Source organism: Microbacterium sp. MMO-10, from assembly GCF_037148715.1.
Taxonomy (GTDB): Bacteria; Actinomycetota; Actinomycetes; order Actinomycetales; family Microbacteriaceae; genus Microbacterium.
The window spans coordinates 940,084-953,730 of the sequence record NZ_JBBCSV010000001.1 but is presented as its reverse complement, the minus strand read 5'-3'; the positions used below and the strand labels follow the sequence as shown (position 1 = coordinate 953,730).

The window sequence follows — 13,647 nt, the reverse complement described above, 5'->3', positions numbered from 1 at the left end:
GTGGGGGTATACGGGCACGTTGATCACGGACTGGGACAACGTGGGCCGGATGGTGTGGGAGCAGAAGGTGCAACCCGACTACGCCCACGCCGCGGCCGCGGCGGTCACCGCCGGCAACGACATGGTGATGACGACCCCGCACTTCTACGAAGGCGCCCTCGAAGCCGTCGAGCGGGGGATGCTGTCCCCGGACGCGTTCGACACCGCCGTGACCCGCATCCTCACCCTCAAGTTCGACCTCGGCCTCTTCGAGAACCCCCGACCCCCCTCCGAACAGCTGCCCGCGATCGTCGGATCCCCCGCCCACGCCGAACTGAACCTCGACATCGCCCGCCGCTCCCTCGTGCTGCTGCGCAACGAGGGCGAGCTGCTGCCGCTCGCCGGCGGGTTCGCAGCGGATCGGACGGGCCGTGCGTCCGGCGGAGACCCCGCCCCGCGACGGATCGCCGTGCTGGGCCCGCTCGCGGACGACGCGCAGACGCAGCTCGGCGACTGGGCGGGCGGATCCGGACAGGCGGACTGGATCGACGGGCAGCCCCGCGAGATGATCACGACCGTGCTCGACGGCATCCGCCGGCACGCCCCGGAGAACTGGAGCGTCACGCATGCGCGCGGCGCCGACATCCTCACGCTCGCTCCCGACCCGGCCGGCGCCGCCTTCCCCGACGGGCAGCCCCGCCCGCCGGTAGTGTCACCCGCCGCCGTCGATGAGCGCCTCCTCGGCGACGCCGTGACGGATGCGACGCGCGCGGACGTCGCCGTGGTCGTCGTGGGCGACCGGATCGAACTCGTCGGCGAGGGCCGCTCCACCGCGACCCTCGAGCTCATCGGCACCCAGAACGCCCTCCTCGACGCGGTGGCCGCGACCGGGACGCCGATGGTCGTGGTGCTGATGGCGTCGAAGCCGCTCGTGCTGCCGCCGTCGGCGCGGAACGCGGAGGCGATCGTCTGGGCGGCGAACCCCGGCATGCAGGGCGGCCGTGCCGTGGCCGAGCTGCTCCTCGGACTCATCGAGCCGCAGGGCCGGCTGCCGATCTCGTTCGCCGCGCACGCCGGTCAGCAGCCGACCTACTACAACCAGATCCGCGGACAGCACGGCGACCGGTACGCCGACCTCACGCAGGATCCCCCGTTCGTGTTCGGCGAGGGCCTGTCGTACACCTGGGTCGAGTACGAGGATCTCGTGCTCGACGCCGAGGAGCTCGTACGCGACGGCGTGCTCGGCGCGGAGATCACGCTGCGCAACGTCGGCACCCGGCCGGTGCGCGAGACCGTCCAGGTGTACGTGAGCGACCTGGTCACCTCCGCCAGCTGGACGGATCAGGAACTGAAGGCCTTCCGCCAGATCGACCTCGAGCCCGGCGAGGCGCGGCGGATCCGCATCGAGCTCCCGGTCGCCGACCTCACGATCGTCGACGCCACGGGCCGGCGCGTGGTCGAACCCGGCGAGTTCGAGCTGCGGATCGCCCGCTCCAGTCGCGACGTCTGGGCGCAGCGCGCCCGTTTCGCCGTGCGGTGAAGCCCGATCCGGCGACGCACGGCGCCGGTGCGGGGAACGCCGATCAGGCGGCGTGCGAGACCGCGACGATGCCCTCCCAGAGGCGGCGCAGGCGGGCCACCATGTCGACCGCGTGGTCGTTGAGCCACTGCAGCTGCAGGCCGTCGGCGGCCGCCACCAGCAGGTCGACCGCGGCCGAGACATCGACCGCGGGGCCGATCGTCCCGGAGTCCTGGGCGCGATGGATGACCCCGGAGAGCCCGTCGCGCAGCCACGCGTACCGCTCGAGGAAGAAGGCGTGCGCGGGATGCTCGGGGATGCTCGCCTCGGCGGAGAACTCGACGTACAGCCTCACCAGCCCGGGCACTTCAGCGTTGTGCGCGATGACGGCGAAGAAGCCCTCGATGGTCGGATCCGGCGCGAAGAACATCTCGTGGTCGCGGATGTCCCGCGCGCGCAGCACCTCTTGATACAGCTCCTCGCGCGAGGCGAAGTGATGCATGAGCCCGGCCTGGGTGAGACCGACGCGCTCGGCGATCTCACGGTTCGACGCCTTCCGGCATCCCTTCACCGCCACCACTTCGAGCGCGACGGAGAGGATCTCCTCGCGCTTCGCCGCCCCCTTGGCATACGGGCCCCGCTTCACGCATGCCAGACTACGTGTTCGCGCCCCGGTCCTCGTCGAAGGACGCCGCGCAGAGTGCGCGCCACAGCTGCCGAAGACGACCAGCCATGTTGACCTCCCTGTCCAGCAGCCACTGCACCTGCAGGCCGTCGGCCGCCACGATCATCTGTTCGGCGATGTCGGGGGCGCACGCCGCCGATCCCATCTCCCCGGACTCCTGGGCGATCCGCACGTCGCCGGTCAGCGCCTCCCGCAGAGCGGCATACCGCTGCCGGAAGAACGCGCGCGAGGGGTGCCGAGGATCTCCCGCGACCTCGGCGGAGTACTCCGCGAACAGCTGCACGAGCCCCGGCACCTGCTGGTTGTGCTCGATCACGGCGATGAATCCCGCGATGCCGACCGGTGCGCGCGCGAACAGCTCCTCGTCGTGCTCGTCACGGGCCTGGATGATCGCGCAGAACAGCTCGTCGCGGGAGCGGAAGTGGTGCATGAGCCCCGCCTGGGTCAGTCCGACCCGGCGGGCGATGTCGCCGATCAGCGCACCGCGGCCGCCGCACTCGGAGATCACCTCCAGCGCGGCATCCAGGATCTCGGAACGTCGCAGCACTCCCTTCGCGTACGAACCGCGCGCCCGCGTCTGCTCGGTCATGGCCTCCCCCTTGCCTCGTCCCGGTCGCCGACGACGACAGGGCCGAGGGACATCGATGTCCCTCGTCCCTGTCGTCGCGCTACTTCACCTTCTTGATCGGGAAGATGACGACCGCGCCTATGAGTCCTGCGACCGCGCAGAGTGTGAACCACACGGTGTAATTCGATCCGTTGGCCCCGCCCGTGCCCAGCAGCACGAAGCCTCCGATCATCGGCGCGAGGGTCTGCGGCAGCGCGTTCGCGATGTTGAGCACGCCGAGGTCCTTGCCGGAGTCGTCCGGGTTCGGGAGGACGTCGATCACGAGGGCGAGATCGACCCCGACGTAGATGCCGTACGCCGCCCCGAGGAACAGCTCGAGGATGTAGTAGGACGGGATGTCCTGGACGAAGATCAACGCGAAGGTGCCGACCGCGAAGAGCGCCGTCGCCACCCAGACGAAGACCTTGCGCTTGCCGATCTTGTCGGAGAGCATGCCCGCGAGCCAGGCGGTGACCACCAGCGCCCCCGTGTACACCAGGGTGGTGTTCGCGATCAGGAGCCCGATCTCCTGTTCCGGGACCTTGAGGTGGTTGATCAGATACCCGAAGCGGAACGCGGTGAAGCCGAAGGACGCGAACGTGATGAGGAACCGCGACCACCATGCCAGCGCGAAGTCGGGCTCCTTCACCGGGCTGACCCAGATGGTCTGCAGGATCTCCCCGAAGCTCATCCGCGGAGGACGCACCGGGAGCACCTTGTCCGGCAGCACGAAGGCGAAGACGATCATCGCCCCGATCGCGAGGATGGACGGGATGACGAAGACGATGAAGAGGTTGAAGGAGAACCAGCCGGCGACGTAGACGCCGCCCACGATGCCGGCGTTCTGCGCGATGCCGAGCGCCGCCGTGATCTTTCCTCGCTGGAACTTCGGCACCTGATCGGCGAGAGTCGCGACGAACGGCGCGAGGGTCATGTTGGCGCCGAGCTGCGCGATCGCCCAGCCGACGGTCGCGATGAGGAGGCTCGTGCCGGTCGCCATGAAGACGAAGCCGATCGTCATGATGATCGTGCCGAGCACGATCCAGATCCGGCGTCGGCCCCATCGGCTGGTCGTGCGATCGGAGACACGGCCGAAGATGACGTTGGCGAGCGTCGCGAAGAGGGCTCCCACGCCGCCGAGGATCGCCTGGGCGGAGTTCAGGCCGGCGCCCGTGTTCTCCACGGCGCCGATGTGCTGGAGATCGAGGATCTTCAGCCCGATCCCGACGATCGCCGGGCCCAGCAGGGCCACGAAGAAGATGAACTGGGCGACGATCAGCCAGAAGACGAAACTCTTCTTCGCGGGCTCCGTCGGCTCCTGAAACCAGTGGTGCTCATGCGAGCCCAACGTCCTGCTCGCCGCGGTCATCCCGGATGGATTGCCCGCAGCGGATCCGCTGACAGAACTCATACCTGCCTCCTTTGGCCGGTCGAGGAGGAGAGCGGACGCCACACTGCGCCGCCAGGGAGCTCCGTCCCTCGTGCGTGAAAACCTATACGCTTCAGGTTTCCGCCGCAAGAAGATTTCCGCCGCACGGGGTCGCCGGGTCTCACGGCATCGTGATCACGCCGTCCGCACCGACCGTCACCGCGTTCGCCCCGAAGTCCCGGCGTCCGCGCCGGTCCATGAGCTGCGCGGCCCCTCCCGCGGGATCGGGCAGCGGGATGCCGTCCGCATGGTCGAACCGGACCGACCGCACCTGACCGGCGACCACGGTCCCGTCCGCACGCATCCGGATCGAGAGGTACGCGCCGTAACGCGTCGCCGGATCCTTGCCGAACACGCCTCCGCCGCCGAAGTTGCCGAGGCTGTAGGCGATGAGGCGGCCGTGGTACCACTCCATCCCCCGGAGCACATGAGGGCCGTGCCCGAGGACGAGGTCGGCCCCGGCGTCGACCGCCGCGTGGGCGAAGGCGACCGGATCCCCGCGATCCTCGCCGTACATGGACTCCCTGCCCGGGGTGACCACGTCGGCGTTCGGCCCCTCCGCCCCCATGTGCGCCTGCACGATCACGATGTCGGCCCGCGCGGCAGCGGCGCGGACGACCGAACGCACGTGCCGGAGGTCGGTGACGCGAGTGAAGTCCTCGTAGGGCGCGAAGCCGATCATCGCCACGGTGACGTCTCCGATCCGCGAGAGGACGATCTCGTCGCGACCCCCCACGGCGCTGATCCCCGCGGCGGCGAGAGTCGCCCGGGTGTCGTCGTAGCCGGCCTGTCCGAAATCACGGCTGTGGTTGTTCGCGAGGTTGAGGATGTCGAAGCCGCGGAGGCCGGCGACCGAGGCGGGATCGCTGCGGAAGGCGAGGCAGTCCGGATCCTTCCCGCACTTGTCGTACCCCGTGTCGAGCGAGATCGCCTGTTCGAGGTTGCCCGTCACGATGTCCTCGGTGAACCAGGGGCGCACCCGGTCGAGATGGCCGGCCCCGCCGTCGGAGGGCACCGAACGACTCGCGTCGTAGAGCAGGATGTCCCCGGTCGCGCCGATGCTCACCTCGCCGGCGTGCTGCGCGGGCCGGTACGGGGTCGTCGACGCAGGGGCGGGCAGCGCGGCCGCCCCGGTCGCGGCGATGCCGACGGCCACGAGCCCCAGCACCGCGACGGGTGTGCGCCACGGGAGGGGACGGGACGGCGACTCCGCGACGCGGTGCCCCGAGCCGGTTCTCGCGGAGGGGCGACGCCTGGGCAGGTCGAACAGCCACGACAGCCTGTCGCGCGTGATCAGCGCGCCGATCCCGACGCTGACGGCGATGACCGCGGCCGTGAGGACGACGGGTAGCAGCACGGCTGCGGCCAGCTGCACCGGCCGTCCCGCGTCCGACACCGGCTGCGCCACGAGGGCATCGGCGAGCGCGAGCACCGGCATGTGGATCACGTAGATCTGCAGCGTGCGCGTGCCGAGCCGGGCCAGACCGCGCCCGAGCCGGGGCACCCTCGCCAGCAGCGGCGCCCAGGCGATCCCCGCCCCGACGCCGAGGAGGGCGAGCGCCGGCCACACCCCGGGAACATGCTCCACGCCGGTCGCCCGCACCACCGCGAAGGCGCCGAGGTAGAGCACCGCCCCCGCGCTCGCGAGCAGAGGGCGACGGCGGGCGGCGAACCCGATGATCCGCCGCGAGAAGGTCGTGCCGATGAGGAAGAAGAGCAGGTTGGCGAGCAGCGATCCGCGATTGCTGACGACATCGATGAGACCTGCGCCCACGACTGCCGCGAGCACCGCGGCGGCAGCCAGGGGGATCCAGGACGGCAGGCGGCGCAGTCCCCTCGCAACGAGGAAGTAGAGGGCGAGCGCGTAGAGGTACCAGGCGTTCGGCGGGCTGATCGTGATCGCCTCGACGAACTCCGCGACGGATCTCGGGATCAGGGTCGGGAAGTCGGGGAACGCCCACATCGTCACCATGTGGACGAGCGTCCAGAGGAGGTACAGATACAGGAAGCGCACGACCCTGCTGCGGAAGACCGCGGCCCAGGGCCGGGCCACGGCGTTCGCGGCGAAGCAGCCGGAGATGAGGAAGAACAGGGGCATCCGCACCGGGTAGGTGATGTCGGCGATGAGCCCCCAGGCGCCGGGGATCGGGATCCCCAGCCTCCAGTCGATCGTGAGGTAGCTCTTCATCACGACGTGCCAGAACACGACGAGGACGATCAGCAGCCCCTTGGCGGTGTCCGCCCAGTCGAGCCGGGCTCGGGGCGCCGGCCCGACAGCCGTCACGCGGCGGGTCCTGACTCGCTCGGCGCGGTGGAGCGCCGCGCCGTTTCCTGCTCCTCATCCTGAGCCGGCGGTTGTGCGGCATCCAGGAGCTCGGCGATCAACCCGGTGTAGTCGAGACCCGTCGCCGCGTACATCAGCGGCACCTGGGAGAGCTCGGTCATCCCCGGTGTCGTGTTCACCTCGTTGAGCACCGGGCCTTCGGCGGTGAGGAAGAAGTCGAAGCGCGCGACCCCGGCGCACCCCAGCGCGTCGTAGAGCCGCGTCGCCGCCGAGCGGACGGCCGCCTCGTCGGCGGCACCGATCGGCGCGGGCACCGTGAAGCGCGCGCTGCCGTCGTACTTCTCCGTGGCCCCGAACACGTCCCCGGGCGCTACGGAGATCTCGAGCGTGGCGCCGACGCGCAGCCCTCCGCGCCGGTCACGGAAGACGGCGACGTCGATCTCCCGGCCGGTGACGTACTCCTCGATCAGCACCGGATCCCCGAAGGCTCTCGCTCGGTCGACGGCGTCGACGACCCCATCGGGTTCCGCGACGACGAAGACCCCGTTGCTGGATCCGCTGCTCGCGGGCTTCACGACGAAGGGCGGAGTGAGGCCGTCGGTCACCACATCGGGTCCGGATCCGGATCCGGATCCGATGAGACGCGCGCTCGCCGTCGCGATCCCGAGCGACGCGGCGAGCAGCTTCGTGGCGTGCTTGTCCATCCCCAGGGCGCCGGCCCGGACCGGAGATCCCGCGAAGGGGACTCCGCACAGCTCGAGCAGCCCCGCGATCGAGCCGTCTTCCCCGCGGGCTCCGTGCAGCACGGGGAACGCGGCGTCGCAGCCGGTGAGGAGCTCGACCGCGCAATGGGCGGGCAACGCGACGTCCTGCTCGTCCCGCCAGGTGCCGTCCTCGTCGATGGTGAGCGGGACGGCGGTGTGCCTCAGCGCGCGGACAGCGCGCGTGACGCCGGCCGCGGACGCGAGGGAGACCGCGTGCTCGTCATTCGCGCCGCCTCCGATGACGGCGATCCGGTGGCGGGTGTGCTGAGGCATCGTGGCTCTCCTGGTGGGGACGTGGGACGGGGGGATGCGTCGAGGGTGCGACGGATGCGGGAGGCGCGGGCGCCGACGCCGGTCACGATCTCGTGCTCGATCGTGCGCGCCCAGGCGGCCCACTCGGCGACGGTCGGCTCCCCGTCCCGGCCGGGACCGAAGACCGTGACGCGCTCGCCGGGCCGCAGCAGCAGGTCGCCGGTGTCGACGACCACCATGTCCATCGAGAACCTGCCCACCAGCGGTCGTCGCTCGCCACGCACCAGCACCTCCGCCCGCCCCGAGGCCGCGCGCGGGAGCCCGTCGGCGTAGCCGAGCGGCAGCAGCGCCAGACACGTGCGGGAAGGGGTGACGAAGTCGTGGCCGTAGCCGACGCCGGTGCCCGCCGGGGCCTCACGGGAGGACACGACCGTCGAGGTCAGCGTCAGCGCGGGCCGCAGGTCGTCGGTGGTGCGGGACGGATCGATGCCGAAGAGGCCGGCGCCGATGCGATGCAGGTCGTACCCGGCCGCCGTGCCGGTGAGCGTCGCGGCCGTGGCGGCGAGGTGCAGGAGATGCGGGCGCAGGCCGCGCCGACGTGCGGTCCGGATCGCGTTCTCGAACACCAGGCGCTCGCGCACGTTCTGCTCGTTCCGCGGGTCGTCGGCACAGGACAGGTGTCCCATCACGCCCACCACACGCAGGGCTCCCGCGGCCTCCTGCGCGCGTGCGAAGGCGCACAGCGTCGCCCACTCGCGCGGCGGGCAGCCGTCGCGGCCCGTGCCGACGTCGATGTGCAGATGAAGACGGGCCCGGATCCCCATCGCACGCGCTGCCCCGGCGATCGCGAAGAGCAGCTCGAGGTGGGGGACCGCGAGATCGATGCGCGCGCGCAGCGCCGACTCGACGTCGGCGTCGGGCGTGTTGAGCCAGCTCAGGATCGGAGCGTCGACGCCCGCTCGACGCAGCGCGAGCGCCTCATCGATGCTGGTCACGCCGATCGACCCCGCACCCGACTCGAGCACCGAGGAGGCGATGTCCCCGTGCCCGAACGCGTCCGCCTTGAGGACCGCCATCAGCCGTCCACCGGTCAGGGCATGGAAGCGCGCGGTGTTGTCGCGGAGCGCATCCTCGTGGACGACGAGTTCCGAAGCGGGCGATCGCATGGTTCGAGTCAACCGACGCCGGGGTTGCCGGGACGTATGCGGTTATCGATATGCGGACGATATGCGCACGCCCCCGGACGGCCGTATGCCTCCGGTGCCGTCGGCGCCGGGAGCCGGAGCACGCGCCCCGCTGTTAGTCCTCGCCCAGCGACAGCTCGCGTCTCGTGCGGATGCGATAGGGGGAGTACGGGACCTACGACTCAGACGCACTTCGCCTTGCCGTCTCACGCCTCGACAAAGGCATCGCCTGAGGCGCGTCGGGTCTTGTTCCGTTCCACAGCCTTGCGGAGATCGCGTCGCGCATCGCTCCGCATGTTGCGGGACGCCATGATGTACGGCGCCGATCCGAATCATGCAGACCTCCGTGGAGCGGAGCTCATCGATGTGGATCTCACTGAGGCGATCTGGGATGACGGGACTTTTAGCCCGTGGACTTCGACCCACCGGACGCGATGCGTCGACACAGCTGCTCGTGGACCCTCATATGCCTCGTGCTCATGAGAGCGAGAGTGAGAGTCGCTCGCCCCTATGTGCGGGTCAGGTGGAATCCGCCGAAACTGACGCTAGAGTAATTATCGGCGAATCTGGCAAAGTGCCCGAAGCGCACATTCGTATATTTGGGCGAGCGAATGATCCAGGGGCAGGGTCATCGCCGCGCTCACGACATTGCCCCTGATCGATTTGGATTCACGTACGTATTGGTAGCTGTTTCTGTAGCCGTTGCAGATCGCCGATGGCGACCTCCGCGAACGAGCCACGCATTGCAATCAGGTCACCACCGCACACTCCCCGTGCAATATCGACACCTGTGATATAGCGCTATCGTGTCGATGTCGCCGTCCCCGTCCGGAGATTTGGCTCTGATACGCGGCAGCTCTCGAGGACATCGATTCAGTTACGGCTTCCCAGGAGCCGAGCCGCGCCCTTCTCTGCAATAGCTCCGCCCGCACCACCCCGGACGGGAATCACTTCCATCCATAGCTTAGTGATCAGATGCCACAACTGATCCTGCCAGAAGTGTTGGTTCGAGCATTCCCAACTGGTGTCGCTTGCCGGGCAGATGAGGATCCCGCGGCATTCGGCCATTCGGTTGTTGCGAGTGCAAGGGGAGTCTTTTCAGCACCGGCTGAAACGATCGCAAATACCCACTCGTCTGAACCAAGATGTCGAGGCAGACCTCTCGATAACCAGTCGTCAACCAAGTTCAGAAACGCCACACTAGAAGTAGCACGGTAAAAATGAGCGAGATCACGCTATATATACAGAGAACGGTGCCGAAGACTATTCGACGCGCATCTTTCCCCTGTATCGGATGATCGCTGTCAGAGAACCAAGCCTTGCGAGACCTCCCAGCCCTTCCGATCAATGTGCATCCTCCCCACGCCCCCAATACCGCGCCGACTGTCAAGGCAATCACTAGCGGCACAAACATCGCTCCAGTTCGAACGACAATTGCGGGGCCGATGCTCGCCACATGGGCACTCTCGCGATGTGTGTTCAGCGAGGCATATGCTAGCAATATTGCTCCGAGAAGAACTTGCCCCATTGCAATGCTGATCGCATAAAGAGTCGGCAGCCGCGAGCCGTCGCGAACCAGTCCTGCCTGGATGAGGTTTTTCCGTACTCGACGCCTAAAGGTGAGCATCACGATTCCTGAAGCGATCAAGATTGCTCCAAAGAATGCAAACATCGTAAGAATTTTCACACCTTCTTTCACATGAATCTGCAAGAGCTCTCATCTTGATGTCACCATCCACACTGTGCCGGCTACCGCCGAGACACCATTCGAGACAAATGGGAGTGCGACCGCAGTAGGAGCGAATATGCCGGCAGTATAGAGCCAGCCTGCCCAGCACTCCACCGCCCCCTGGCCGACGGCTGGGCATACGCCCGCTTCTACCCCTCCGAGAGCGACCGCCGCCAGACCCTAACCAGCTGGCTGCACTTCTGCAATCACCACAGGGTCCACTCCGCAATCGGAGCCCCACCCATCAGCAGACTCAACAACCTGCCTGAACATCACACCTGGTCCTCGCCCAGCGACATCGGCCTCGCCACGACCCGGCGGCGGTCGCGCACCCACACCCGACCGCTCTCGCGGTGCTCGGCACGGGTGGTGAACCGGTAGCGATAGGCGACGGCGCGCACCTGCGCGGGCCGCGCGCCGTCGAACGGATCGTGCCGCAGCAACCGGAGCGTCGGCGGATCCGCCTCGAGCAGTCGCACCAGCAGCATCGCGAACCAGTCCTCGTACAGGCGCCCGAGCGGCAGGAACCACATCAGCCAGTCCAGACGCAGATGGTAGGGCGCGAACTGCGCAGGGACCCGATGCAGATCCCCGGGCTTGCCCTTGAATCCGTACTCGCGCCACTGCCCGCCGACCGGATCCGGATCCGCGTCGGGCAGCATCGTGCCCTCGACGACGATCTCGATCCGCTCCTTGGTGACCGTGCCGAACGCGCCATAGGCGTTCGCGAGCTGCCAGCGGTTGAACGAGGCGTTCATCGCCTGCCGACGCGAGAACAGATTGCGCACCGCGGGTACCGAGAGCCACACGTACAGCGCTCCGACGCCGGTCGTCACGACGACCCAGGGCAGCCATTGCCCGCCGATGATCCACGGCGGCGCGGTGACCGCATGGCGCGGGGAGCCCGAGGGGATCCCGACGGCCGAGAACGCGAGCACGATCGTCGCCCAGTTCAGCCACGCGAAGTTGCCGGTGGACACGAGCCACAACTGGGTCGCGATCACGACGCCGGCGCCCGCGGCCCCGATGATCGCGGGGACGGGGCCCGGGATCCAGAGTCCGAGGATCGGCGCGAGCAGCAGCCACGGGGCGGCAAGCTGGGCGACGTGGTTGCCGACCACCTCGAGCCGGTGGAACCACCGCGGCAACAGGTGCGCCTGCCGGCTGAGCGGGCCGGGCATGGGCTGGGTCTCGTGGTGGTACATGAGCGCGGTGAGGTCGCGCCACTCGCTCCCCCCGCGGATCTTGATCATGCCGGCGCCGAATTCGAGCCGGATCACGAGCCACCAGAACAGCACCATCACGACCGTCGGCGGCGGCTCGGAGGCGGATCCGAGGAACGCGGCGAGGAACCCCGCCTCGAGCAGCAGCATCTCCCAGCCGAAGCCGTAGAAGGTCTGCCCTATCGACGAGATCGACATGTACCCGAGCCACAGCAGCAGGAAGCACGCCATCGGCACCCAGGGCGGCGCCAGCTGCGGGAGGCCCACCACGAGCGCCGCCGACAGCACGATCCCTGCGACGCACAGTGCGACGAGCCGCCGATCGGTGTACCGGATGCGCAGGAACAGGGTCGGGCGCAGCAGCCGTCGGGCGCGAGCGGAGTTCCCCGCCCAGGCGAGCAGCTCGGGCGCGGGCAGCAGCCCGTGCTCGCCGAGCAGCGCGCGGAACTGGTTCAGCGTGCTGACGAACCCGACGAGGTAGAGCGCTGCGATGCCCCGCTGGAGCACCTCCCGCGCGAAACCGAAGTCGACCGCCGCGAAGCCGTCCATACCGGAAGGCTACGCGCGGCCCGCGGATCCGGACAGGACGACGACATCCGCCCACCACGCAGGGCCAGCGGTGCTCGCCGGTCGCGGCGTGCGGCGATCCGTCCGGATTCGACGCAGACCACAACCAGCGAGCAGAGTGGCCCGGCGGCGGACGTCAGAGCTGCGCCAGGAGCTCCTTCATCTCGGTGATCTCCGCGGCCTGCGCGGTGATCACCGTGGCCGCGAGGGCGAGGGCGAGGGGGTTCTGGCCGTCCGCCGTCTCGGTGCGGGCCATGGCGACCGCGCCCTCGTGGTGCACGATCATCTGCTGCAGGAACAGCTTCCCGGCCTCGCCGCCCGGCGCCGCCTCGAGCGCCGCCATGTCGGTCTCGCTCATCATGCCGTCGCCGTGGCCCATGGATCCGGGCGCCGCCGACGGCGCTCCCCAGTCGGCGAGCCAGCCCCGCATGGTGGCGATCTCGGGAGCCTGCGCGGCCTTGATCCTGGTGGCGAGATCGGTGACGCGGGCGTCGACGCCGGTCTTGGCGAGGAGCATGTCGCTCATGTCGATCGCCTGCTGGTGGTGGTCGATCATCATGGTCGCGAACATCGCGTCGGCGTCGTTCGCGGATCCCTGGGTCGTCCCGGTCCCGGGAGCGGTCGCGCCATGCGACATCCCGGACATCCCGGACATCCCGGAGTGATCGGTCGAGGGAGCGCAGGCGGTGAGGGCGACCCCGGCGAGGGCGATAGTGCCGATCGCGAGGGCGCGGGGGAGGGTGCGGATGGTCATGGTCTCTCTGCTTTCGTCGTCGATGACGCGCCTCGCCGGGCGGCGGGCGCGGAGTAGTTCGGGGGGCGTCCGCCGGATCAGGGATCTCGGGGGCGCACCGGCGTCGACTCATCTGCGACTGATGCAGAGCACGGAGATGCTCGGAGGGCGCGGATCCGCCGGGTCGTTCGCCGCGGAGGCGACGACGGGTGCGGCGGGCGCAGGCCGGAGGTCCTCCGCGGGCGGCCCCGGCACCGCGGCGGGAGCGACCGGGGCGAGCACGCACGATGACGCCATCGCGGCGTGCTCGGCGCAGTCCGCGCAGCCGTGCGCGGGGGCGGCGAGCGCGGGGTGATCCGCGGACGCGGCGCTGCTCCCGGACGACGGCTGCGCGGGCGCGGCGACCGCCGGATGCTGCGCCTCGTCTGCGGCGAGTCCGACGGGGACGGCGCCGGCCATCGGCACGTGGTGCGGGGAGGTCTCCCCCGCCGCCATCGGCGCCCCGTGCCCGGCGAGCACGTGCATGCCGAGCAGGCCGGCGATCACGGCGGCGACGATCAGCAGGATCCGCAGCGACCACGCCGGCGACGTGCCGCGGTCCTGGATCCCATACCCCACGGGGGTAGAGCATACCCGCTCGACTCCTGTGGGGTATGGGACCCCGGACTGTGCGACGGCGTTTCGCCCCGGTC

Annotated in this window: 11 protein-coding genes and 1 pseudogene; 2 read left to right on the top strand and 10 right to left on the bottom strand. The window is 69.4% G+C overall.

Going from position 1 to position 13,647, the window contains the following annotated elements; translation table 11 throughout:
- Positions 1-1,519: glycoside hydrolase family 3 C-terminal domain-containing protein (locus WFJ17_RS04545; protein WP_336647777.1), on the top strand; the 1,519-nt coding region annotated here is incomplete at its 5' end.
- A gap of 43 nt (positions 1,520-1,562) precedes the next feature.
- On the opposite strand, the gene WFJ17_RS04540 is transcribed toward WFJ17_RS04545, so the two are convergent.
- The 7 genes from WFJ17_RS04540 to WFJ17_RS04510 form a co-directional block, all read right to left on the bottom strand.
- Positions 1,563-2,144 (bottom strand): TetR/AcrR family transcriptional regulator, encoded by a 582-nt coding sequence (locus WFJ17_RS04540; RefSeq protein WP_251444330.1) that lies wholly within the window; start codon positions 2,142-2,144, stop codon positions 1,563-1,565.
- A gap of 10 nt (positions 2,145-2,154) precedes the next feature.
- Positions 2,155-2,772, bottom strand: a complete 618-nt coding sequence (locus WFJ17_RS04535) for a TetR/AcrR family transcriptional regulator (RefSeq protein ID WP_336647776.1) — start codon at positions 2,770-2,772, stop codon at positions 2,155-2,157.
- Between the two features lie 79 nt (positions 2,773-2,851).
- Positions 2,852-4,201, bottom strand: coding sequence for an MFS transporter (locus tag WFJ17_RS04530; protein WP_251444327.1), 1,350 nt, complete (start codon positions 4,199-4,201; stop codon positions 2,852-2,854).
- 139 nt (positions 4,202-4,340) lie between these two features.
- Positions 4,341-6,503 carry a CapA family protein gene (locus WFJ17_RS04525; protein WP_336647775.1) on the bottom strand — a complete coding sequence of 721 codons (2,163 nt, stop codon included), beginning with the start codon at positions 6,501-6,503 and terminating at the stop codon, positions 4,341-4,343.
- Entirely contained in the window at positions 6,500-7,540 is a 1,041-nt protein-coding gene (locus WFJ17_RS04520) for a D-alanine--D-alanine ligase family protein (protein WP_336647774.1), read from the bottom strand. Before WFJ17_RS04520 ends, WFJ17_RS04525 begins: the two co-directional genes overlap by 4 nt.
- The gene (alr, locus tag WFJ17_RS04515; RefSeq protein WP_251444321.1) at positions 7,429-8,685 is read right to left on the bottom strand and encodes an alanine racemase; all 1,257 of its coding nucleotides are present in this window, start codon (positions 8,683-8,685) and stop codon (positions 7,429-7,431) included. The genes WFJ17_RS04520 and alr overlap by 112 nt, the downstream gene beginning before the upstream one ends.
- 1,204 nt (positions 8,686-9,889) lie before the next feature.
- Positions 9,890-10,414: a hypothetical protein gene (locus WFJ17_RS04510; RefSeq protein ID WP_336647773.1), complete on the bottom strand. Its 525-nt coding sequence runs from the start codon at positions 10,412-10,414 to the stop codon at positions 9,890-9,892.
- An 84-nt stretch (positions 10,415-10,498) separates the two neighbouring features.
- Here WFJ17_RS04510 and WFJ17_RS18685 point away from each other — a divergent pair.
- Positions 10,499-10,708, top strand: a pseudogene (locus WFJ17_RS18685) (IS481 family transposase); the annotation flags it as partial.
- Here WFJ17_RS18685 and WFJ17_RS04500 read toward each other — a convergent pair.
- The 3 genes from WFJ17_RS04500 to WFJ17_RS04490 form a co-directional block, all read right to left on the bottom strand.
- Positions 10,705-12,204: a lipase maturation factor family protein gene (locus tag WFJ17_RS04500; protein ID WP_336647772.1), complete on the bottom strand. Its 1,500-nt coding sequence runs from the start codon at positions 12,202-12,204 to the stop codon at positions 10,705-10,707. The pseudogene WFJ17_RS18685 and the gene WFJ17_RS04500 overlap by 4 nt on opposite strands.
- Positions 12,205-12,358: 154 nt before the next feature.
- Positions 12,359-12,976: a DUF305 domain-containing protein gene (locus WFJ17_RS04495; RefSeq protein WP_336647771.1), complete on the bottom strand. Its 618-nt coding sequence runs from the start codon at positions 12,974-12,976 to the stop codon at positions 12,359-12,361.
- Positions 12,977-13,084: 108 nt separating this feature from the next.
- A complete protein-coding gene (locus WFJ17_RS04490) occupies positions 13,085-13,573 on the bottom strand; it encodes a hypothetical protein (RefSeq protein WP_251444312.1) in 489 nt (162 codons plus the stop codon).
- Between the last annotated feature and the right edge of the window lie 74 nt (positions 13,574-13,647).